Source organism: Paenibacillus yonginensis (assembly GCF_001685395.1).
Taxonomy (GTDB): Bacteria; Bacillota; Bacilli; order Paenibacillales; family Paenibacillaceae; genus Fontibacillus; species Fontibacillus yonginensis.
In genome coordinates, this window is sequence record NZ_CP014167.1 from 3,348,472 (window position 1) to 3,372,284 (window position 23,813).

Annotated in this window: 20 protein-coding genes; 8 read left to right on the top strand and 12 right to left on the bottom strand. The window is 42.3% G+C overall.

The annotated features are described in order from the left end of the window. Nucleotides 1-209: 209 nt before the first annotated feature. Nucleotides 210-821, bottom strand: coding sequence for a TetR/AcrR family transcriptional regulator (locus tag AWM70_RS15115; protein ID WP_068697805.1), 612 nt, complete (start codon nucleotides 819-821; stop codon nucleotides 210-212). A 150-nt stretch (nucleotides 822-971) separates the two neighbouring features. Here AWM70_RS15115 and AWM70_RS15120 point away from each other — a divergent pair, with 150 nt between their 5' ends. Then, nucleotides 972-2,264, top strand: a complete 1,293-nt coding sequence (locus AWM70_RS15120; RefSeq protein ID WP_068697808.1) for an FAD-dependent oxidoreductase — start codon at nucleotides 972-974, stop codon at nucleotides 2,262-2,264. Between the two features lie 965 nt (nucleotides 2,265-3,229). Here the strand turns inward: AWM70_RS15120 and AWM70_RS15125 are convergent. Next, complete coding sequence (locus AWM70_RS15125; protein ID WP_068697810.1) at nucleotides 3,230-4,027, bottom strand: SDR family NAD(P)-dependent oxidoreductase; 798 nt, start codon at nucleotides 4,025-4,027, stop codon at nucleotides 3,230-3,232. Between the two features lie 437 nt (nucleotides 4,028-4,464). Here AWM70_RS15125 and AWM70_RS23940 point away from each other — a divergent pair, with 437 nt between their 5' ends. Beyond that, entirely contained in the window at nucleotides 4,465-4,596 is a 132-nt protein-coding gene (locus AWM70_RS23940) for a hypothetical protein (protein ID WP_237167929.1), read from the top strand. A 367-nt stretch (nucleotides 4,597-4,963) separates the two neighbouring features. Here AWM70_RS23940 and AWM70_RS15130 read toward each other — a convergent pair whose 3' ends face one another. Both AWM70_RS15130 and AWM70_RS15135 read right to left on the bottom strand, forming a co-directional pair. Then, the gene (locus AWM70_RS15130) at nucleotides 4,964-5,533 is read right to left on the bottom strand and encodes a dihydrofolate reductase family protein (protein WP_068697812.1); all 570 of its coding nucleotides are present in this window, start codon (nucleotides 5,531-5,533) and stop codon (nucleotides 4,964-4,966) included. A 105-nt stretch (nucleotides 5,534-5,638) separates the two neighbouring features. Then, nucleotides 5,639-6,607: a helix-turn-helix transcriptional regulator gene (locus AWM70_RS15135; RefSeq protein ID WP_068697814.1), complete on the bottom strand. Its 969-nt coding sequence runs from the start codon at nucleotides 6,605-6,607 to the stop codon at nucleotides 5,639-5,641. A gap of 121 nt (nucleotides 6,608-6,728) precedes the next feature. Between AWM70_RS15135 and AWM70_RS15140 the strand changes: the two genes are divergently transcribed. Beyond that, nucleotides 6,729-7,478 (top strand): alpha/beta fold hydrolase, encoded by a 750-nt coding sequence (locus AWM70_RS15140; protein ID WP_068697816.1) that lies wholly within the window; start codon nucleotides 6,729-6,731, stop codon nucleotides 7,476-7,478. Nucleotides 7,479-7,559: 81 nt separating this feature from the next. Further along, nucleotides 7,560-7,742: a hypothetical protein gene (locus tag AWM70_RS15145; protein ID WP_068697818.1), complete on the top strand. Its 183-nt coding sequence runs from the start codon at nucleotides 7,560-7,562 to the stop codon at nucleotides 7,740-7,742. 246 nt (nucleotides 7,743-7,988) lie between these two features. On the opposite strand, the gene AWM70_RS15155 is transcribed toward AWM70_RS15145, so the two are convergent. The 8 genes from AWM70_RS15155 to AWM70_RS15185 form a co-directional block, all read right to left on the bottom strand. After that, nucleotides 7,989-8,573 (bottom strand): hypothetical protein, encoded by a 585-nt coding sequence (locus AWM70_RS15155; RefSeq protein WP_068697822.1) that lies wholly within the window; start codon nucleotides 8,571-8,573, stop codon nucleotides 7,989-7,991. A 20-nt stretch (nucleotides 8,574-8,593) separates the two neighbouring features. After that, nucleotides 8,594-9,079: a hypothetical protein gene (locus tag AWM70_RS15160; RefSeq protein WP_068697824.1), complete on the bottom strand. Its 486-nt coding sequence runs from the start codon at nucleotides 9,077-9,079 to the stop codon at nucleotides 8,594-8,596. Nucleotides 9,080-9,229: 150 nt separating this feature from the next. Next, on the bottom strand, nucleotides 9,230-9,628 hold the full coding sequence (locus AWM70_RS15165) for an aspartate/glutamate racemase family protein (RefSeq protein ID WP_083180339.1): 399 nt from the start codon (nucleotides 9,626-9,628) through the stop codon (nucleotides 9,230-9,232). Nucleotides 9,629-9,758: 130 nt separating this feature from the next. Continuing rightward, nucleotides 9,759-10,232: an IS200/IS605 family transposase gene (tnpA, locus tag AWM70_RS15170; protein WP_068693347.1), complete on the bottom strand. Its 474-nt coding sequence runs from the start codon at nucleotides 10,230-10,232 to the stop codon at nucleotides 9,759-9,761. 236 nt (nucleotides 10,233-10,468) lie between these two features. After that, nucleotides 10,469-12,121: a recombinase family protein gene (locus AWM70_RS15175; RefSeq protein ID WP_063383971.1), complete on the bottom strand. Its 1,653-nt coding sequence runs from the start codon at nucleotides 12,119-12,121 to the stop codon at nucleotides 10,469-10,471. A gap of 57 nt (nucleotides 12,122-12,178) precedes the next feature. After that, nucleotides 12,179-12,382, bottom strand: coding sequence for a transposon-encoded TnpW family protein (locus AWM70_RS22885; protein ID WP_063383970.1), 204 nt, complete (start codon nucleotides 12,380-12,382; stop codon nucleotides 12,179-12,181). A 74-nt stretch (nucleotides 12,383-12,456) separates the two neighbouring features. Next, entirely contained in the window at nucleotides 12,457-13,356 is a 900-nt protein-coding gene (locus AWM70_RS15180) for a phage major capsid protein (protein WP_063383969.1), read from the bottom strand. A gap of 273 nt (nucleotides 13,357-13,629) precedes the next feature. Next, complete coding sequence (locus tag AWM70_RS15185; RefSeq protein ID WP_068697825.1) at nucleotides 13,630-15,933, bottom strand: phage/plasmid primase, P4 family; 2,304 nt, start codon at nucleotides 15,931-15,933, stop codon at nucleotides 13,630-13,632. Between the two features lie 819 nt (nucleotides 15,934-16,752). Here AWM70_RS15185 and AWM70_RS15190 point away from each other — a divergent pair. Genes AWM70_RS15190 through AWM70_RS15205 form a run of 4 tightly spaced genes read left to right on the top strand, consistent with a single transcriptional unit; the run spans nucleotide 16,753 to nucleotide 23,659 of the window. Next, nucleotides 16,753-16,980 (top strand): helix-turn-helix domain-containing protein, encoded by a 228-nt coding sequence (locus tag AWM70_RS15190; protein WP_063383967.1) that lies wholly within the window; start codon nucleotides 16,753-16,755, stop codon nucleotides 16,978-16,980. 4 nt (nucleotides 16,981-16,984) lie between these two features. After that, the gene (locus tag AWM70_RS15195) at nucleotides 16,985-19,045 is read left to right on the top strand and encodes a site-specific DNA-methyltransferase (RefSeq protein WP_063383966.1); all 2,061 of its coding nucleotides are present in this window, start codon (nucleotides 16,985-16,987) and stop codon (nucleotides 19,043-19,045) included. 14 nt (nucleotides 19,046-19,059) lie between these two features. Continuing rightward, complete coding sequence (locus AWM70_RS15200) at nucleotides 19,060-22,014, top strand: type III restriction-modification system endonuclease (RefSeq protein ID WP_063383965.1); 2,955 nt, start codon at nucleotides 19,060-19,062, stop codon at nucleotides 22,012-22,014. A 25-nt stretch (nucleotides 22,015-22,039) separates the two neighbouring features. Then, on the top strand, nucleotides 22,040-23,659 hold the full coding sequence (locus AWM70_RS15205; RefSeq protein ID WP_063383964.1) for an ATP-dependent nuclease: 1,620 nt from the start codon (nucleotides 22,040-22,042) through the stop codon (nucleotides 23,657-23,659). Nucleotides 23,660-23,813 lie beyond the last annotated feature (154 nt).

Below are 23,813 nucleotides of genomic sequence, written 5' to 3' on the forward strand. Positions count from 1 at the left end.
GATGCCAAGCCGGTCGATCCTAATTGCGGGCGTGTTATCACGCTTTCCGTGTTCGGTCAACAGCTCCGAGACGACACTATACATGCGTTACGACGGAGGTTTCAGCAATCCCTCCGCTCTCTGGACATAAACGTTATTGCATAGCCTTCTCTTCTTCGCTATATTTGAACTTTTTTCTGATAATAACACAGAATGCTCCAGATGAGAATTCACGGTTTCGAAAAATATAAAATGGCCGGCAGCACCACATGATCAACAATCTCTTCCAATTTCTGATGCGACACCCGTCCATTTTCAAGCATAAACGTATAGCGAATTTGCTCAAAAAGAATGAGTTTGGTCGCTTTAGGCGGGAGCTTTGTGATTTCTCCCCGTTGTACGGCCTGTTGAAGAACGCAATCCATAATCTTGATATTGGAACCTGTTGCTTCGGCCAACATCTGGCTGGTCCGTTCCCGCTCCTGCTGGCTAATCATCTCGGAAAACAGCATTTTAAATAGTCTAAACGGTCCATTGTCGGACTCCAAAATAAAATGCTGACCCACAGATACTAAATGATCACGGAGACAGCCCCTGTCGAAATCCAGACTCTTGAATACCCCTTCCGATTGTTGCATCCGATGTTGAACAGCTGCAAACACTAGATCAAACGGAGTATCCCAATAACGATAAACCACCGAACGACTGGTATTCGCCTCGCGAGCAATACGCGCAAAATTAATCGCACTGTACCCTTCCGTCTCCAGCAGACGATACGCTGCTGCATAAATATCATTTTGTAATTGGTCGCCGCGGCGGCGGCTTTTATTTGATTCCGTCATCCCTTTTTCTCTCCTTGTATGCTCATTATACAGGAAACTGTATCTTAAATAAATAAGATCCATTCATGTATCTAATTGACTCATTAAGATACATTGATGTATCTTAATTATAAAATAAGATACAGTCATGTATTTAAAGGAGAGATCATCATGAAGGTTATTGTTTTAGGAGGCTCGCACGGGGGGATTGAAGCGGTTGAAGCGTTACGGCTGATGTGTCCGAAAGCGAACGTTCAATGGTATGACAAAGGGGACTTCTCCTCCACTTCGGCCAAGGATCTTGAAACCATTCAACAACAAGGAGTATCCATCTTCAGCCACACTGAAATAACTAAAGTAGAACCTGGCAAACACCAAGTAGAAATAAACGATCTTATGACAGGGGAAACGCGAAAGGAGGGTTATGACAAAATCATTTTAAGTCCAGGTGCAAAGCCGTTTATTCTTCCTGTCCCTGGACAGCATTTAACAAACATCGGTACGATGAGCAGTCGACAAGATCTATTTACTATGAGAAAACATGCTGCAGATCCAGATATTAAAAACGTTGTTATTGTTGGCGCAGGATACATTGGGACGGGAGCCGCTTCATTATTTGCCGAATCAGGGAAAAAGGTTACGTTAATGGACATCAACAATCGTCCTTTAAGCTCCTATTTAGATCAGGAATTTACGGATGTACTTGAAGAAGAAATGAAAGATCGGGAAGTGGAATTGGCACTAGGCAACTCGATCCTCGAATTTGTCGGTGATGAAAATGATCGAGTCGTCGAGGTTGTCACTACAAAAGGCACCTATTCAGCAGACCTGGTCATCTTGTCTGCCGGCAATCGTCCCAACACGGAATGGTTGCAAGGCGCAGTGGAATTATTGCCGGATGGCAGAATTAAAACAGATGAATACATGCGTACAAGTGATCCCGATATTTTCGCCATTGGGGATGCAACAACGGTTTGGTACAATCCCGGAAAAATGCGGATGAATGTTTCATTAGGAACCAACGCGCGTCGTCAAGCCCATTATGCAGTAAAAAACTTATACGAAGCCATTCATCCGCTTCCCGGTGTACAAGGCTCTTCAGGTGCGCATAATTTTAATTATTATTTCGCTACAACTGGTTTGAATGATAAAACGGCAAAAAAGCTGGGCATTGAAATCAAATCCGTCTACTTGGAACAAGGGGCTGCCCTGTTCTCTCCGGAGAAGACCGTTATGTTCAAACTGGTTTACGATCCGGCCACTTTAGAGATTTTAGGGGGACAAATCATGTCTAAAGTCGATATGACTGCTCATATCAATACGGTCTCCCTTGCGATTCAAACCGGATGCACCTTAGAACAATTGGCCTATGCCGACTTCTTCTTTCAACCCGAATTAAACACACCATGGAATGTAATAAATGCGGCAGGATTAAAAGCATTACAACAAGAGAAATTAATGTAACCGGCTTTCCTTTTGCATCCATGAGAATGCAAAAAGATATTTTCTAATATAAGGAAAATTTCTCAGATTGCAGACAAACTCCTTTGTTCCGAATAGAACTTAGGAGTTTGTCTTGTTTTGAAAGCTATGAAAAGGAAAAATCCATTGAACCGCCGGCCTTGGCCACCTGGCTTCCAGAGCCAGGTAGCTAACTTTGTGAGGTTCATGCAAGCAAAAACAAGCATGGCATGCACAGGCCGTTGTAACCGCAAGAATTATTCAAGCAGCTGGTGCTGCGGCTATTCCCTCCCTAGCATATGTAGTTCCGCCTAAATATTTCAAACCCGAGAACAGAGGCAAAGCGTTGAGCCTTGTGTCTACTACTTTCACGCTAATGGACGGAGTATACCCCATTAGTATCACCCGCTGCCAATGTTGTGCCATCGACCTTGAAAAAGACGGAGATTGGTTATCGGGATGGGACTCTTCACCCTTTTAAGTATTTTAGGAGGTGCATTTGGTCCTTCTATTTTAAGTCGATTTTTATCCTTCAATACTAACTTTACAATCTCCTTTATCATTGTCATCGTTATGTCAGTTATCGGCATTTTTCTAATACTCGCAACGTGAGCAAGATAATTCCAAGGATGATCTGAACAGGCACCCGGCCAATGGCTTAAAGTGATTTAGGGATATCCCAGTGTACGTAGGAACGCTATCAAAAAGACCTTCCCGCAGCGCAAGACCCTAATGCACCTGATGGTGAAGAGGATCACGCTGGACGACAGGAAGCACATCGGCAGCGTCGAGCTCGCCTTCAACGAGGAGACGAAAAGTATTTTTTAAGCTTAGCCCCTTCCGCTGAAACAATAGCGCAAAGGGCTTTTCCTTTATCCAACACTTGGGCATTCTGTTACCCTTCACTATGACAATATTACCGCTAAATTCGTTTTACTGTAGATCCTCAAAAGAACCGAATCCCGCTATCAGTGGCCTTTTGGCCTTGACATGCGTTCCATGAACAAGGCTACCCTGCGTCTGCTCAAAAATCGAATCATCTGACCCATAAGGTAATTGTTACGGCCATCGATGATATAGCTGCGTCCCTGATCAATCCCGCGAAATCCGGCCTGTACAACCTTATCCGGGGTCGAGAGTTTTTGGCCCGCACCCATTTCCTCACTGCCGACCGCATCGAAAAAACCCGTCTCGGTTGCACCTGGACACAGTGCGAGCACGCGAACGCCTCTCCCGCGCGTTTCCGCCCATAGCGCCTCGGAGAAGGACAATACAAATGCTTTGGTAGCCCCATAAACGGCTGAATAAGCACAAGGCATGAACGCGGCCATCGAAGCCACGTTAACGATGACTCCGTCCTTTCGCCTCAGCATATCGGGCAGCAACCGATGCGTAAGATCGACTAACGCAGCCGTGTTCAGCATAATCTCTTCCTGCTCGCGCTCCGGGTCTATTTCTTCGAAACGGCCATAGGTGCCAACACCTGCGTTGTTGATGAGAATATCCACGGACAAGCCCAGTTCGGAAATTTGTTCGACCAATTGGCGCGAGGCGTTCGCTTTGGACAAATCGCAAGCGAGTGCATAAGCCTGTACGCCATACTGGCGGTTGATTTCCTTGGCCATTAAATCCAGTTTGTCCTTGGAGCGCGCTGCCAGAACAACACGACAGCCTTGTGCTGCCAGTTCGTTGGCATAGGCTTTCCCTATTCCGGATGAAGCACCGGTGACTACCGCTAGCTTGTTACGATAAGTATACTTGATCAAGAGAAAAACCTCCTATTTAGAACTTTTCTGATATCAATTATCTTCATCGTACTGTCGATAGGAATGGGTTAACCACATCATGTTTATACTATTAGTGACATTAATAGCCTCAGTACTCGTTTTTGGTTCTCGTTGGGGGCAAGGTCAATTGACATCAATTATAGTAATAATCATCATGCATGAAATACTTTTGGTCCATTTGGTTACTAAAGGTATGTATTTTTCCATATGATTAAAAGAGGTGATCTATTTGATAATAAATCGCTTCTCATCCGCATTGGGTGACTATGTAGACGCGGAGAGTATCGTGACAGTGTCAAATAACGGTGGGCCGGATACGGGAGTTCTGCAGAAAATCGTAAATCAACTGCATTATCCTTCTTCTAGTCACAGACGAAGGTACGGATATTATCGTCTGGAATCGAGCGGCAGAACTGATCGTAGCCGATTTCGGCAGTCTGCCGGACAACGAACGGAATATGATGGACATTATGTTTTTAAAGCCGGATTACCGCAACAGACTGGTGGATTGGGTAAGCAAGCAACGCCGTATTCAGATGATGTGGTGAAACCCTCGTAAAGGGATACCAAAGAATGCGGCATCCACGATAACTGTATGCTCCTCTGCAAGTAGCCGGTTTATTGATTAAACCTCTTACTTAAAGGGGGGCATTTTTAAAACTTGCCGTTACTTATGATACAATTCTCCGTTTCAACTACAAGCGAAACTATAAGGCATCCGCTCGGATGTCTTGATTCATGCCGAATAAGACTTCTGATTGCTTTCCTAGTCCTAAACATTTGAAGATGATTCGAGCTGCTCTGAATGCTGGCTCCGATAGTCAATTCACAGTTGCTGCATATTATCCACCGTGCCATCCGGATGAGGAACATGAAGGGAAACGGCCAAATTGGAATTGTGTACGAAGCCACTACTTACTTGACCAACTCGTAACGGGTCGCAATAATACCTGAACCAAGCGTTCGACTGGACCGCAAGTTGAGCTTGATTTTCTCGCCGCCGCCGTCAAAAACAGACTTCCCGCCGCCCAAGACAACCGGACAAAGGGTCAGCAGGAATTCGTCGATCAGGCCAAATTGAAGCAATGTCTTTGCTGCTCCCGGACTTCCAAAGATGACCAGATCCTTGCCAGGCTGTTGCTTGAGTGCCGCAATTTCCTCTGCGATACGGTCCTTAATCAGCATCGTATTCTTCCACTCCGCTTTGTTCAACGTACTGGAAATGACGATTTTCTTTACGTCCTGCAGCCAAGTGGCATGATCCAGATCATGCTTCGACGCATTCGGATCATTCAACACTGCGGGCCAATAACTCTCCATTAACTGATACGTGTTGCGTCCATATACGGGCGATCCAACTTCGGATACAACCTCCTCGGCATATTTCTCCATTTCCTCATTGTATGGAATCCAGTCCAATCCCCCGTTTAAATCCGACGCATACCCGTCAAGCGAGACATGCATAAATAATACGAGTTTCCTCATGCCGATTCTCCTCCAATGCAAGTTATAATTAGCTGACGTAAGGTGCAAGTAAAATCTTATCCGGGGCACCCGGTGCCGATATGGTCATTCCCTCTAATTTTATTGTCATGCGGGTCCTCCTTTGGGAGAAGGCTCGCCATAAAGCAAGCGCATGGCTTCCATTTTTCGTCGCATATACGCCTTGGCCTCAGCAGGCTCTACAATAATAACTTCTTCCCCCCACTGCCAGATCAGGTCCAGATAGAAGGCCATATCCTGTGCCGCAATCTCAAGGGTCAGGGTTCCACCGCCATCCTCATGGCGATGGAGGTGTGGACCAAAACGAGCATTCGATTCCAGCATCCATACCCCTTTTTTCGTGACCTCAAGTTCGAGTGTGATCTGTTCCTGGTCCGTCTGTACAGGCTTATCCAATAAAGTCTTCCGGCTTACCTCCGCGCGGCCAGGAACAGCTCTGTTCAGCTCGGCGGAGAGAATCCGATCGGCTCTAAATTGCCGGATATCCTCTCTGGTGAAGCAATACGCGGGACAATACCAGTAACCGGAACTGGCATACAGGCCAATCGGCTGAATGTCTCGCTTCGAGACCCCGCTGCTGGATTTATATTCAATGGTCACCACACTTTGGATCATGATGGCTTGCAGCAGAGTCTGGAGAATTTCCACAGACATCGAGCGGTACGGGCTCCAGAACATAACCCTGTTTTTAAGGCGGTCAATCTGTTCTCTTATATCAGCGGGCAAGTAATGATAAAACTTGTGAAGCGCTCCTTCGGCTCCCTCGCCAAAAGGCATAGAACTGTAATAGTCCATCGACTGACATGCAAAAAACAGGGCTACCGCCTCATTTTCGGTAAAGCTGATTGGCGGCAAAACTCTCTCCCGGAGCAGCTTGTAGCCCCCTCCCCTGCCCTGAATCGAATACACCGGTACACCGAGTTCACTTAGCTCTTGCAGATCCCTGGTAATCGTTCGAGTGGATAAGCCAAACTCTTCAGCCAACTCCCTGACCGTGAAAGATCGCTTGGCGTTAATCCTCATCATTAATTGAATGAGACGCTGTGATTTTTGCAAAGGCCACCTCGTTCCTGTTTTATGATCTTAACGCATAAATAAGACATGATCTGTCTTGTTTTGGTGATACCATTATCTTATAAGATATCTGAATAGACAACCAACAGGGGGCATGATCCGTATGCAACAGCATTTCCACGAAGAAATAGGCTTTGTGTTCATCCATGGGGCGGGCTTGGAGGGCCAAGTTTGGAGTAAAGTCGTTGAAGGGTTCGAACATCCTTATTTACTTGTTGAGTTTCCTTTGCGGAAGAGCTCGTTTGATTCCAGGAGCGGTCTTTCGTTGGAGGATTACGTCACCCATATGAAGAAGCAAGTAGAGGATTGGGAAATTCGCAGGTTTGTTATCGTAGCGCATTCGCTTGGGGGCGTTTTTGCTTCCAGACTGGCATCCGAATGGACGGATCGGTTGGTAGGCATCGTCGCTGTAGGGGCCGCAATTCCGAAGAACGGCGGTTCATTCTTATCCATTTTGCCGTTCCCCCAGAAGCAGCTGATGTCTGTTATCCTTCGCTTGTCGGGTACGACACCGCCGGAATCGGCCATCCGGAAGGGGTTATGCAGCGATCTCTCACCGGCTCAAGCCACAGAAGTCGTAAGCGGATTTATCCCCGAGGCTGTCCGTGTTTATACCGATCGCATCCACGTGTCCGTTCCGGATGTACCCAAGTTATACGTGAAGCTCACCCAGGATAAAGAGCTGAGTCCTTCTTTACAAGATAAAATGATCGCAAACTTCTCCCCGCAGTCCGTACAAGTCTTGGAGACCGGGCATTTACCGATGCTAAGCCATCCGCAAGGTTTAAGATCCATCCTTGTAAACTTCCTGTCGGAAGAACTGAAGCAGCGCAGTCTGCAGGGGCAAATTTGAATTTGATATTGGCCCCTGCGGCATTCCCTGAATCAAGATCAGGTCCGCTCGTTTCCCGATACGATATTCAAATCCGGGAGGTTGAACGACCGGTATGGCATAATCCCGTCCTTCTGCGTTGAAGTGAAGCTGAAGAGCTTGACCTCGGTTTACATTTCCATACCGTTCGATCCGGGCGAGGACCACACGAGGAATAACGGGGGAGAGGACCATCTTGATTTCAACCTCTTTCACTTGACCTTCATCCTCAAACTGGACAACTAATCGGACCTGCGGACGTTCATTCACATAGGCCCCCGTTTCTTCCATACGGATGATCCTGCCCTGAATCGGCTGGCCTTCTCTCACTTTTTTTCAAATGGGATCTCGCCAATAGGCGAGGGACGAGTGCGATGCCTAGGAATAAGAGAAGATCGATGAGTATCCAAACCACCCAGTTTATCACGAGGGCACTGCCCTGTTTGAGATAGTTCCAGAAACTTAGAAGGGAAACCTTGTTTTCTTCCTCCTTCAGCAGCCAGCTTTCCACCTGGTCGTTCGAAAGGACCTTAGCCTCCTGGTGTTCAGATTCACATAACCTGACGCAAGATCACCGCTGCTAAAGGCATCTTGGAATTTACCGGATTTCTCATTGAATACATACCCCGTCCCCGTTCCATTTATTTCATCTTCTGCACTAGATCCGGCAATCAGCACTTCCTCGTCATTCAATAGGAACACCCGGGCTTGATAAACCGGCTTCGGTGTAGGAACCACAGCCCCCCACTTCTTCTCGTTCGCATCATAAAAGGAGGCTTCTTCCGGGTAGTTCCCGTTTTCGCGCACCCATTTGCCGTTATTGAAACCGAAGTGATCAGCGAAATGAGCGCCCGCTCGATCCTGTGCAGCAAATGTCCCTTCCTCTTCGCGTTGAAGCAGTACGGACACATCTCCATTCTTATCCAGAATCCCGCTGACGAACGCCGTCCGATCGTCCTTTAAACTGACCGCAAACAGCGGAACGGCCTGGCCGTTCTCCCTACTCCCATGCACTTCATCGATCCGAACCGGCCTGGCTGGAAGCAGTCCCTCTTCGCCCAAATTGACAATCTCCAACCTGCCGTCCTTCACCTGGGCTACAAAAAAGGCTGAATCCGGCGATTCCCATGCTGCAAGGAGTCTGCCGTGCCAGGAATAAACGCTGGAACGCCAGGAGGATGGGATATGGATCGTCTCCCCTGAGCCAACTCCTCAACCTCACCTGTTGCATGAAAATAATTGACTTGCAATCCACGCGAATCGTCGTAGGTTGGTACAAGGATCCCGTTGTTCTGATACACCGCCGGGCCCAGTTCGGCTTGGAAATCGGTAGGTACCGTCGTCATGTTCACCACGGTTTCCGTGTCGGTATCCATGAGATAAACCTCGTATTTCTCCTGGAATCGATCTCCGTTTGAAAAGCCAATCAACTTCTTCCCCTCATCCAGTAGGTAAGCCCGGTTCAAGGTTGGGGTTGAGACCGCCATGTCACTCTTGTAATCTTTCCACATGAAGAAACTCAAGAGCAGTACAGGAATCAAAAACACCAAATTGCCGAGAACAAGCGCCCTCCTCTGCTTCATCCTATTTCCCTCCGACATCCCCAGTCTCATTTTCATTATAAGGATCGGCTCTCCCTAATCCACCTATTTTATACCCAATTTCTGGAATCTCAGCTTCGCCAGTGTCTGCGGGCCCCGCGCTGTCACCAGCGGCAAATGTCATAAACCGTCCTAACTCAAAGCGAAGTCAACAGCAGACTCTGCGTGAAGTCTTGTTGTATCGTAGAGAGGGACCCGGCAGTCCTCTTGTGAAATGAGCAGCGTGATCTCCGTGCACCCAAGAATAATAGCCTCGGCTCCCTGCTGACTAAGCTGATCTATGATCCTTAGATAGGATTGCTTAGATTCATCCTTAATGACTCCAAAGCACAGTTCTTGATAGATGATGTCATGAACGATCATCCGATCTGACTCGCCCGGGATGATCACATCGAGTCCGAACTTATCCAGAAGCCTGCCTTTGTAGAAATCTTGTTCCATGGTGAAAGCTGTACCCAATAAAGCCACTTTCTTAATCCCATCCTTAACCAGCTCTTTTGCTGTCGCATCTGCGATATGAATCAGAACCACCCGTCCAACGGGTGGTTTGCACTAGGGGTATAACCCCTTGTTGCCAAACTGCGCCTAAAGACGCTAGCCTGACCACAAAGCGTTCAGGCTCAGTGTTATTTGTCTCTTTCACTTACCAGTTAAACTGGTTTTACTTTTTCTTGCTCTTGTTGCTGCTGAATGGATCTTCATACTCTTTTACACTCAGCTTATCCACTGCCTGGTCATGTGCCTCTTGCTCTCGAATGTATTTGGCGACGGTGGCTTCATTTAGCCCCACTGTACTTACGTAGTAGCCTTCCGCCCAGAATTTACGATTCCCATACTTATACTTCAAATTGGCATGCTTCTCAAAGATCATGAGTGCGCTTTTCCCTTTTAAATAGCCCATAAAGGAAGACACAGATATTTTCGGTGGAATCGCCACCAGCATGTGCACATGATCCGGCATCATATGTCCTTCTAATATCTCGACTCCCTTGTATTTACATAGACGCTTCATGATTTCAATTAGATCTCGTCTCACTTGATTGTAGATCTCTTTACGTCTATACTTCGGGGTGAACACAATGTGATACTTACACATCCACTTTGTGTGCGCTAAACTAAAGTTTTTATTTGCCATTTAAGACCATCCTTTCGAATTGAGCCTGAACATCTCAATTTTATCGGGATGGTCTTATTGGTGTAACCCTAGATCCCTCCACCCGCATAGCGGGTGGTTTTATATTTCGCGCGTTTCACGCGCTCAACAGGCTGAAGCCTAAAAACAAAAAGCCGCTTTTGGAGCGGTCAGATAGGGATTTATAATTCCTGAAAAATTCGGCATAGTCGTTGATATTCGGCTATGTCGTTTTTCGTTTAGTTTGGCAAATCAATAGCGCCAATGCAGTTATAGAAAATTTGAATCCGCTGGGTTCTGCGGCCATCTACCTTTTCAGCCTTGAATACTATAATTTTGTCAATGAACTCTCGAATAATCTCTGCATCCAATTCTGTAATTTCTGTGTACTTTTTAACCAGTGCCAAAAAGCGGTCGGTATTGAGGGACTGTTCATTTACTGTATCAATGGTATGCTTTAATTCAGTTATCCTTTCTTCCAGTGCCTTCTGCTCGGTTTCATATTCAGCCGACATCTTGTAAAAACGCTCTTCGGGAATTTTGCCCATCACATTGTCTTCATATAGCTTTCGAATGATTTTGTCTATGTCAGCAATACGAGCCTGTGCTTGTTCGTATTCCTTTTGACTTTGGCGGAGTTCCTTGGCAAGTTCCTTTTCTGAATTATTCATAACTATACGGATGAATTCCTGTTCATGGTCTTTTGCAAAGGAGGTTACACGCCTTAAGTCCTCTAGCAAAAGCTGTTCCACTACTACATTGCGTATCTGATGTGAACTGCACATACCCTTTTTCTTGCGGTAAGTCGCACAAACGAAGTATTCCTTATCGTGTGTCCATCCCTTGCCTCTAACCTGATACAGCTTTGCTCCACAGTCGGCACAAAACATCATGCCAGAAAGCATTCCCATTTCACCTAATCGTGATGGTCTTCGCTTGCCATCTCTAATTTTCTGCACTGTTTCCCAAGTGCCTTCATCAATAATTGCTTCATGGGTATTTTTGAAAACCAGCCAATCTTCTGGATTGTTCAATATCTTGACTTTGCTCTTATATGACTTTTTAGAAGTCTTGAAATTCACCGTGTGACCTAGATATTCCATTTTAGCCAGAATATCTGCTACGGTACGAGCCGACCAAGCATATGGGTTTTCTGGTGGTCTTGCTGGAGTGTTAATACCCATTTTACGAAGATGAACCGTAGGTGTATCAATGCATCGCTTTTCAAGTTGCTTTGCTATCTGCGTGGGTCCAAAACCAGCCATGCACAGTCGGAAAATATCTCTGACCACTTCGGCGGCTTTCTCATCTATTATCCAGTGCAACTTGTCTTTAGGGTCTTTAATATAACCGTAAGGCGGATTGGTGCAGAGCGGCTTGCCAGATTGTCCCTTGGATTTGAACACAGCACGGATTTTCTTGCTAGTATCCTTAGCGTACCATTCATTAATAATATTAAGAAACGGTGTAAAGTCACTGTCTGCTTGGTTTGCACTATCAATACCGTTGTTAATAGCAATGAATCGTACATCTGCTTCAGGAAACATAATCTCGGTATAATAACCTACTTTAAGGTAATCCCTGCCGAATCGGGACATATCCTTGATGATAATCGTTCCGATTCTACCGGTCTCCACATCTGCAATCATGCGGTTAAAGTCTGGTCTATCAAAAGTTGTACCGCTGACCCCATCATCCACATAAAATTCGATGTTGCGAAAACCGTTGTCCTCAGCATACTTTTTTAGAATTGCCTTCTGGTTTACTATACTATTACTGTCTCCTGCAAGCTCATCATCACGTGAAAGCCTGCAGTAAAGAGCAGTAAGTTTTGCTTCTTCAAATGCTAATGTTGATTTACGTATAGTGCTAAATGTTGACTGTCTATTCATTTTTCTCCTCCATTTCCGACAGTCTTCAAGCGGTTTAGCACTATGTATATTACCGTACTACCTTGAAGAAGTCGAGTTGATTTCCGTGGATTTATTTGAACTATCTGATAACTTTGAAAGGCTTTTTGCGTTGACTGTAATCAGTCGTTTCAGCTTGGAATATGCACTTTCCTTTGCTGAATCACTTATTCGTGATTCCACCACATAGACCGTACCTCCGATATCGGATTTGGTTGTTCGGCTGTTAATTTGGTTTTCCATATCGTGACCTCCTGTCCGATGTTTTGAAGGACTGGCACTGAGCTGAATTGATGACTCAGTGCCTAATCCATTATTTAAGCCTTTATTTGTAATATTTTCAGAGCATCCGGTTGAATTAGCTTTCCATCCAATCTCTCGTAAGCAGAAAATCCAATTTGCCCCTGCAATGCATATAACTCACTTAATTTTTTTATTGTTATTGGTTGACGCTCAATCAGCCAGTAGTATGATAAATCTCCAAATACAAGGCTTTTTGCTCCTGCTAATACTGTAGGCATATATGGAGAGGTAACTACAGGCTTTCCGAAGATGGTGTTATCTGAAGGATTCCACAGATAACTGCCGCTTGTATCCTTAAGGGTTCTAAGAAGCATAGCTGTATTATCGTGCATGATAAACACAGCGTTGTTGCGATATTCATCTTTTAATGAAAAATACAGTGAAATAATCTCGTCAAAAGAGATGGTACTATTGTCTGCTGTAGTTACATCTGCGTCTGCCGTAAGTATACCTGTTGGCTGTGTTGTGCCATTTCCATTAAGCAATGCATTTTCCTCAGCCTTGCCAAAACGCTTCGCAAAATCACCCATCAAATATTTTTCAAGATTAAAGTTCATATCGGTGACAAATGAGCGGTTTAGCTTGACAAGAGATGCCAGCTTGTATGATTTCACCAGAAACTGTGTAAATGTATCGGCACTTTCAGGGATTGGATCCCCGTCTTCAACCCAATCTGCTGTACCCGTTGAGGATACCGCTTGAATTTTACCTTCTGCAGAAGATAGATTGATAACAGTGGCAAATCTGCGGAATATATTCTCCTTTGCCAAAGCAGTGTTAAAACCTTCCCTGAATTCATCTGGTGCGACATATGCTCCGACATTATCGTACCCCTCGTTCAGATTCTGATAATTTTCGTCTTTTCCTTTCATAACGTTCCAAAACGCTCTATTATAAGTTGTTGATGTTGCCATAATCGTTTACCTCCTAAATTTAATTCGATTGTGGGGTATATACCCTGTTTGAAACCGCGTTTTTTTACGCATTGCCCCACGCCCGTTACACAAATGAAAAGCTGTGGAGATTTGACCTCCCCTAGGGGGTAGGTATTAACACATAGGGTTGTTTCAGTGTTTTTTGTGGTTTTAAGCTTTGTAGCAAGATGTAGCAGGTAAAAACTAAACTCTCTATACGAGAGTGATTTTTAATATAACCTGTTTTTCTTGCTACAAGCTGCTACACTGTGTTTAAATAAGAAAAAATTCTTCTTCTGTCAGCTTATATCCGATAAGCATTGTGGTCATCCCACCACCAGAACGTGGTCGTTTCCGTTCTACACGGGCGATAGCTGTTAATGCTTGTTTGAAGTTTCTTGCATTCTCCGAATAACATCCATTGGCACTGCACCAACGCTGATACCGGGCATACACTTCGGATGTCCGCACCTCACTATTAGGACTTTCCTCCAAGGCATCCTCGAAAAATAATGCTATTTTGTCGCTATCACGTTTATAAGCCTCCGTTGCTGTCTTAACAGAATCAGGTAAAGTCAAGCCTTCCTTCTTTAACAGCTGATAGCCTTCAATTAGCCAGTTAAGGATAGCACTCTGATTCTTCGGTTTAGCGAATTCACGTTTTAGGTTTTTATCCTGCTCGCTTTCATCAAAGTGTCGTTCAAAAGGGATAATCAACACTCTGCCACTGGAAAACAGCGTCATATCCGTAATAACGGGCAGATAATTGGTGTTGATATACAGCTTAAACTTTGGCGAAAAGTCAAAAGAATTCTCATGTAGAAACCTTGCGTTGATGGTGTCACCACCCGTCATGCTTTTTACCTGTGCAGCATTTAGGACAAGTCCTCTGCTAGGTTCGGAGATATTCACAAAGCGTACTCCTGCAAGCCGGGCAATATCTTCACTTGGACTTGAACTGTTATTGTTCTTTTTCAGACTGATAGTCTCCGGCCTTGCGGTACAGCCATAACTGCCTAACACCTTAAGAACGCTCTCACATAGCGTACCTTTACCGTTTCGAGTTGTAGCACCATAGAGAACAAACAGGCATTCATACCGAGTGTCTCCGCTGATACTGTAGCCAAAGGCTTTTTGGAGGAATTTTGCCTTTTCCTCATCTCCGCTCATAATCTCATAAATAAATCTATCCCATCGCTCACTTTTTGCTTCTGGATCATATTTAACGCCAGATATCTTTGTAAGTCTGTCCTCGCTGTTGTGGGGATGAAAATCCATGGATGTTAAAAACAATGTTCCATTGGCACAGTTGAGTACCTGCGGGTCTTGGTCGAATTCAGCCATTGATATGGGATATACACTCTGTGCATCTTTAAGTACCGTTTCTCGGTATCTTCTTGACTGCCACTTTCGGCAATAGTCAATGTATGCTTTTCTTTGATGTTCATCCTGAATAGTCAAAGCATAGGTTAGCAGTTGATTAGCCAATGATTTACACATTTCCATCACTTTGAGATTGCCGACATCAGGAATCCAAATGCCATTCGCATAGCAAAACCACATCTTCCTTTCGGGAACAAAGCGGGCAAAAGACTTATAATAATCAGCAAACAACCTGCTTGCCCCAATATCCGTCCAAGGGTAGCGATCGTTACTCTCAGGCTTAAAGCCAGCAAGGGAACATTCACCAAAATCTTCTGTAGCTGATGAACGCTTGCCACCTGGTTTATATATTTCAGTAGCATTTGCGATTGCTTTTTCTATGGTTATCATTCCATAAGTACTGCCGGACTGTGGTCTATTCCATTTATCTCGCATTAGGCCGCTCTGCCGGAAAAGTCTGTCTATCTGTCCAATATCCCTGCCACACCAAAAAGCCAGCATACCGCAAAGTGCCAAATCAGCTTCACTGGCAGAAGCATAGCCTGATGTATCCCCTTGCCATAATGCTTTGAACCTTTCTCCATTTGCCGATTTTAAAGCCTTCTCAATAACAGACTTGTCAGACAGATATGATTGACTTTCTGTATCCAGAAGTTGCTTCACAGTGGTAGGACGTAGCATATACTTGTCTAGTATCATCTGTAGTTCATTCGATTTCTCCGCTATATCACCATCTGCATATACATTGCCTGTTACGGTAACAAAACGATTTGTTGCTCCAGCCACATAGACCTCAACTCCCAGCTTTCTGTTGTTGATATAGTATTTTGTTTTGTCAAAGTTAAAGCCTGTGGCCTTAAAGAAAATATGAAGCCCTTTTTCAGATGGACTGTGTTCCATATAACAACCACTAAAAGCCTCTACAATACTTTGGGCAACAGGCTTAAGCTTACCGCTGCTATCGAAGCAATCATCTAAGTCGATAGCACAAATATCATTACCTACCAAAAATCCCATACCATCATAATCACTTACAGTAGCTACCGCCGAACTAAAATCTTTAAATGTACTCCGCTGATCCGCTTTTGCCCTTTTTCCTGTTACAGGGTTATAAGGAACTTTGGTTTTCCTACCACTTCGCTCTTCATATTTCCAACAGCAGAACTGTGGCTTATCTTTAAGTTTCTGCGGCAAGTTATCGTATTGTGTATTCAGTTATTTCACCTCCTTGCCTTTCATAAATCGCCCGAAATACTACCGTTCCAGAGGGCTTGCCTTGTTTGGCATAGCCTCGTTATCTTTCAAGGAATACGCTCGGAATCTTCGTCATGGCATATTCTGCATGATGTATCTCTTGCATTTCGGGGTATTCAGTTGTCAAGGAGCAGTGAGAGCAAAAACGTTGCTTTAATTAGTAGTCCACGAGAAAAGCAAATCCGCAGAATATGTTTTGAAGGTTATTTCCTCCCACCAACCACTGGACAAGTCTGCAGTTTGAGTACTGGAACAAATATTTCTGTAATTTTGATTTCCTCTACTAATAGCCGAAATAATTAACTCCCTAGCTAAATGCCACAGCAAATAGTTACTCGGACGGTCGTGCATAGTATTTTTCCTCTCACCTTATAGCCTTGGTAGAGCAAATTAGTTGAGGATTTTCAAAAAATATTTTTTGTTCCTAATTAATAAGCGAAGGATTTGGTTGATTCAAATCCATAAAATAAAAAACAACCTGTCCTCCTTGTGGCGGAGTTGGTTGTAATGGTTATGCTTTTGCTCAAATAAGAGCAAAAGTAATATTTAGTTTAAAAAGGCTTAATGCTATAGCTTTGACTTTATAATAGACTTTCCGACTTTTTTGTCTAAATGCCTTAACTTGAACACATTTAAATAAATTCGTAAATATGAATATGCAATTAGAACAAATGAAAATTGATGTGTAATTAAAAATTTATACTGTTTATAGCGTATTTTTGTGATATAATTATTAATATTTGCGGGAGGTGCAAAAAAATGGCAATACATTATAACAAGCTATGGAAGCTGTTAATTGATAAGAATATGAAAAAGAAAGATTTGCAACGCTTATCCGGTGTTAGCTCTGCAACTATCACAAAGCTTGGCAGAAACGAAAATGTAAATACAGAAATACTTCAAAAAATATGCACAGCTTTAGAATGTGACATTTGTGATATTTTAGAGTTTGTACCTGATAAAATTGAGAAAGGTGAGGTAGATTGAAACAATGATTAAAGATATTATGAATGCCAATGAAGGTGTAACACCGAACAGCCGAGAAATGGCTGTATTAAAAGAGAACTTTCCGTCATGCTTCAAGGAAGACGGTTCCTTTGATATTGAACGGTTTAAGGAATTTTTAAGTGATAAGATTGCTGTAACTGGAGAAGGTTATGAACTTAAGTTTCTGGGTAAAAACTATGCTCGATTGCTGGCTTCAATTGATACCACAACAGTTGTAGTGCCAGACGAGGAACATAACTCAAAACCAGAAAATGTGAACAGTGAGAACATTTACATAAGCGGAGATAACCTTCATGGATTAAAGCATCTTTTGAAGTCCTATTCTCGCAAGGTGAAAATGATATATATTGACCCGCCTTATAATACGGGAACAGACGGATTTGTGTATAATGACCAGTTCAATTTTACTGTGGAAGAACTTTCAGAAAAACTAAGTATTAGTGAAGAACAGGCACAGCGTATTTTAGACTTAACAAAGCGTGGTTCGGCATCAGACTCAGCATGGTTGATGTTTATGTATCCAAGACTTCTACTCGCAAGGGATTTACTGAGTAATGAAGGGACAGTATTTATATCAATAGATGATAATGAACAAGCAAATCTTAAATTAATATGTGATGATGTATTTGGAATTGATAACTTCGTTGCCCAAATCATTGTTCAGTCAAATAAAAGAGGGCAGACATACAAGCAACTAGCTAAGACACATGAATATATTCTAGTTTATACGCGAAATATTGATGGTAAGATAAATGAACTTATGAAAGAGATAGGTTCATTCAAGATGGAGGATAATATAAGTGAATTTTCAGAACGGGAACTTCGAAACAGGAATCCGAAATTTGGAAGATTTAACAGACCTAATTTATATTATCCAATTTATGTAGATACCACTCAGGTAGATAAAAATGGATATTCGCCTATATCCTTGTCTAAACATGGTAACTTTATTGAAGAAGTGTACCCACTAAACAGCGAAGGACAAGAAAGTTGTTGGCGATGGGGTACTAAAAAATTGGAAGCCAATAATAATGAGGACACTATGCTTAGTAATGTTGTCGCTAGGCAAAAAAACACTGGAGAATACGGCATTTATGAGAAGTATCGTAAAACAACATATAAAGCAAAGACTATATGGTTTAGCGATGCAATCATTGATGATTTAATCGATGAAGATGATGACATTTGGGATGAAACAGGCGTAATTACAGAACAAGGTTCTGTCGAGCTAGGAAATTATGAAATGGGCGATGTTTTTGATTTTCCGAAACCTAGTTATTTGATTAAAAAGGTTCTTACACTTGGTTCAGATCATGATAGCTTATGCGTCGATTTCTTTTCTGGTTCTGCAACAACAGCAGAAGCAGTTATGCGTCTTAATGCTGAACTAATGTCGAAAGGACAAAGACGTTATATAGCTGTACAATTGCCAGAGGATTTAGACATAAAATATGAAAATGCCTCCGCATCGGAGAAACCTAAAATTCAAAGAGTTATTGATTTTCTTGATAGTGTAAACCGACCTCATACACTCGACCAGATTGGTATGGAACGCATTTTAAGAGCGGCAAAAGCTATAAAGGAAGAATTTCCGGACACAACGTCTGACCTTGGTTTTAAGCACTTTACTCTTGCCGAGCCTGAGCAAAATACTCTAGACAAGCTTGAAAAGTTTGATCCTAACGAGAATAAATTATTTGCAGATAAAGACCTTCTTGGTGAATTTGGAAAACCTACAGTCCTTGCTACATGGCTCGTTAGAGATGGATATGGACTCACTACAAATGCCGAGGAGTTAAACTTTGCGGGATACAAAGGCTATTATATAGGAAAACATCTTTATCTTGTTGACCCTGAACTGTCAGATAAGGCGATTGAAGCCATTGTTGTAAAATATGAAACTGACGGTAGCTTTAATCCCGAAAATGTGGTGTTATTCGGTTATAGTTTCACTTGGACGGAAATGGAAGCTTTGAAAATTAATTTGAAACGGTTGAAGGATACAGAGAAAAACTTGCGTATCAACTTCGATATCCGTTATTGATTGGAGGGTATGTCATGGAACTTATCCTACAACGAGGATTACCACACCAACAAAAAGCTGTAGATGCAATAAGCACTGCCTTAGATGGTGTACAAATTACCTCACCAGTACAATTTTATGAAAACCCACATATTTCTCTTTCTGACTCTCGGCTTTCTGCAAATATTAGAGAAATTCAAAAAAGCATACCTGCAGAATATCGAAGCAGTATGCCAATTGGGGATTGCCTAAATATCGATATAAAAATGGAGACAGGAACAGGAAAGACTTATGTTTATACACATACCATATACGAGCTGCATAAACGATATGGATTTAATAAGTTTATTATCGCTGTGCCTTCTCTTGCGATTAAAGCGGGAACAGCACAATTTTTGCGTGATGAATATATAAAACGGCATTTTTCAGATGTTTGTGGTTATGGGACAGAGATTGAGATTGGAGTACTGGAAGCACCGAAAAAGAAGAAAAAAGGACGTTCATATTTTCCAAGTGTTGTAAGTGATTTTGTAAAAGGTTCCTGCCAGAACACTAAGAAGATTTATATCTTGCTAGTTAATATGCAACTACTCACAGGTGCAAAATTGCTAACGCGTGATGATTATGATTATGGAGTAGAAGGTTTTTATAGACCGCTTGACGCTATTCAGGCCACTCGCCCAATTGTTATTATTGATGAGCCGCACAGATTTTCTCGTGGCCAAAAGGCATTCAAGGTTATCGCTGATGAAATAAAACCACAATGTATCATACGTTTTGGTGCTACCTTTCCTGAAACCACAAGCGGACGTGGAAAGAACAAAATAACTGTAAAAGATTACCAAAATCTACTTTACGATTTGAATGCATGTGAATCTTTTAATCAAAACTTGATAAAGGGAGTAACCAAGGAACATTTTGAGCCAGTATCTAAGCGTGAAGAAAAAGTGAAAATTACTTCCATTACAAGCAAGGATTCTGTTACCTTTCATTATAAAAAGCGTGATGAAGCAACTAAAACCTTTACCCTTAAAACGGGTGATTCACTATCTATCATTAATGAAGCTTTTGAGGGAATTACTGTTCATGCTATCACCGCATCAACAGTGGAGTTTTCTAACGGTATTCAGAAGTCAACTGGTGAGGAATTGGATGTAGACATTTATATGACCTCTTATCAAGAGCAAATGATGCGTCTTGCACTTGAACGTCATTTTGAAACTGAGAAAGCAAACTTCTGCGGTCGCAATTTCAAAATCAAAACATTGGCATTATTTTTTATTGACGATATATCATCTTACCGTCCAAATGTGGAAGGTAAAGAGCCTTATCTTCTTCAAGCTTTCGAGAGATTGCTTAAAGAGAGGATAGAAACTGTACTATCCACTCTTGGTGAGCATGATGCAGAATATCGAGCCTACCTTGAGGCAAGTCTTGCAAATATTTCTGATTGTCATGCAGGTTATTTTTCACAAGACAATAGTGATTCAGATGAAGATATAGCAAAAGAAGTAGAAGTTATTCTTCATGGTAAAAAACAGCTGCTCTCATTTAAGAATCCAGATGGTGGCTATAACACTTTACGTTTTCTGTTTTCTAAATGGACACTTAAAGAAGGTTGGGATAACCCTAATGTATTTACCATAGCCAAACTACGCTCCAGTGGAAGTGAAAATAGTAAATTGCAGGAAGTTGGTCGTGGCCTGCGTTTGCCAGTAGATGAGAACGGGAACAGAATCTCCAATGAAGAATTTCAACTTAACTATATTGTTGACTTTACAGAAGCCGACTTTGCCAAACGTTTAATTGATCAAATAAATGGTGAAATACCTCAAGCTGCTTCGATTAGCGAAGTACGACTGGAGGCAGTGGCTAAGAAACTCGGCTTAAGCTCTGATGAACTTTTTGATGCTTTATATGATAAGCATTATATCGACAGACGAATGAATATAAAACCGGATACGAGAGAGGCTTTCTTTGCAGAATACCCAGACTTTGCGACAGGACTGTCCTCTGGAAAGGTTAAAGACCGAAATGTTAACAAGCCAAAGCCTGTAAAAATCCGTAAGGCTGTGTACAGCGAGATACGAGAATTATGGGAGACAATCAATCAGCGGTACTTGCTATTTTACGATGCGGATTTGGATTCCGATATGATTGATGTGGTGGTTTCATTGTTGGAAAAACCCGGGGTATTTACAGATGTTGTTATGACTAGCTCAAGGGATGTTGTAAAGAGCGATGGTTCGCAGATGACGATTGTTTCTGATACAGGTACCCAATACATTGTATCGAAACCTATTCCCTACAATGAATTCCTTAAGAGAATAATGCGTTCTACAAATATTCCAATCAAAGTATTGCATGAAGCACTGTGTGAGTATGTAAAAAGGAATGGAACTATCAATCCTGAACACATTAATGAAAATTCTGTCAGTATGTTTATCCAGCAGTTTCATGACTGGAGAGGCAATAATTTGCAAGGCCGATTCCATTATGCAAAAAGTAATACCCCTGTTGGTGCAACAGCACTCACCTATTCAGACGGTTCTCCACGTGAAGATATCGCACAGGGACGTATTGGCACAAAGATGGCTCCGGGAACACCAAGTGGTAAGTATTTATACGACGCCTTCGCTTACGACTCGCCATTGGAACAAAAGAATATTATGTCAGACATCGAAGAAGTCATTGTATACGGAAAAATCCCACGCAGCAGTATTGCTATACCAACTGTTACTGGTGGAATGTATAGTCCGGACTTTATGTATGTTGTAAGGCGGGCTTCTGGCGAGAAAGAACTTAATATTGTGGTCGAAACAAAGGATGTAGAAAACAAATCTGATTTACGTGGTACAGAAAAGGCCAAAATTGAATGCGCTCGAGTTTTCTTCGATATGCTATCAAAAGATGGATACACCGTCTACTTCCGCGATCAGCTAAATAATAAGCAGATGGCTCAGATTATAAAAGATGTATTGGTAGAGTAATTTTTTCTTAAAGGGGGATGTAATTTTGAATTTGGAAGCAATCGTCATTAAGCATTATCGTTCTATTGAAAATGTTACTCTTTCTCTTCCACAAAATAAGCCGCTTGTTCTATTTGGGCCAAATAATGCAGGAAAGTCTAATATATTATCAGCTATAAATAGAGTACTCGGTGAACGGTATCCAACTTATATTGAAATGCTAGAGAGTGATTATTTTAGAAGAAATCAAAAAGATTATCCAACTGCACAGATTACAGCTAAGTTTACAGAGCCTCTTTATTATGATTACAGAGGAAACGGATATGATGTTATATCTGTAAGTTATGGACACAATGGGCAAGCTAACAACAACCTCTTCCATGATGGGTATGGTAATAAAATATATCCCTCAAATGAGCAGCGTTCCGCTTGTCAATCCTACTTAATTGATGCAGAAAGAAATATTCAGAGTGCCTTTAATTACGGTAGTAGCTACTCTTTATTAAGCAAGTTCTCAAAAAAAATACATGAAGCCTTGAGTTCTGAACACAAGGAGGAATTGTCGCAAGCTTTTAATCAAATAACTACATCTTTTGAGCAAACAGATGAGTTTTCTGGTTTTTTTAATCGCTTCTCAGAAGCATTAAAAGGCGCAGTTAAAGGATTTGTTCATTCATTAGCTGTTGATTTTTCTGCTTATGATCCAAATAATTACGCAAAGTCACTTCGAATCTACGCAAAAGAGGAAGATAGTATTCGTGGATTTGAAGAATTCGGCACAGGGGAACAACAAGTTTTATTAATGGCTTTTGTAAAAGCATATATGGAAGTATTTACAGGCGAGAATTTTGTATTGATTATTGAAGAACCAGAGGCCCACCTTCATCCTTTAGCTCAAAGATGGTTAAAAGAATATGTTGTGGATATGTGTTCCAGTGGCATTCAAGTAATCATTTCAACACATTCATCAGAATTTATTGATGCGGAATATTTGGACGGACTTGTTCGAGTACATAAAGAAGGCGGAGTTACTAAAGCAATACAATTATCTGCACAACAGCTTTGCGATTTTTGTGTAGGGTCAGGCGTTCCAGAGAATAGTGTTTCACCAGGAAATATAGTTGATTTTTACTCAACCAAACTATTTTCTGACCAGTTAAAAGGAATGTTTGCAGAAACAATCATATTAGTAGAGGGCGCAACTGAATATTTTACTCTGCCTATCTATTTAAAACGTATTGGATATTCTCTGGCTGAACATGGAACTGAGATTGTTAATTGTCGTGGTAAAGATGCAATCCCTTTGTACTGGAGGCTGTTTAAAGCATACGGTTATAATTGTTATGCAATATTTGACTGTGATAAAAATGATTCAAAGACCAGAAGTGTGTTTAACGGCATCTTCAGTGAAGAAGCTTGGGACACAGAAACTGGGAACTGCATTGTTCGAAACGATTATGCATACTTTGGCAAAGATTTTGAATCCTATTTACGTACGTCAATAGTTGATTATACTTCTATGGAACAAACCGTTTCTGAAAAATATCATATTTCATCAAAGCCAGGGAAGGCTAAAGCTATTGCACAGCATATAGAGGAAATTCCCCAATTTATTAAGGATATTGCAGATAAACTCTTGATAATTGAACTGTTGGGACAAAATTAGCTGAGTATTAAAAAGACCACATCGGAGTTTTACACTCTTATGTGGTCTTTTTTGCCCCGCTTGAAGCTGTTCATTTAAGTTTTTCTTCAATCCCTAAGTGAACGCTTCGTTTACGCGGCTCTTTTACGCGGCTTGTCATCGTGTATGTTCTCGT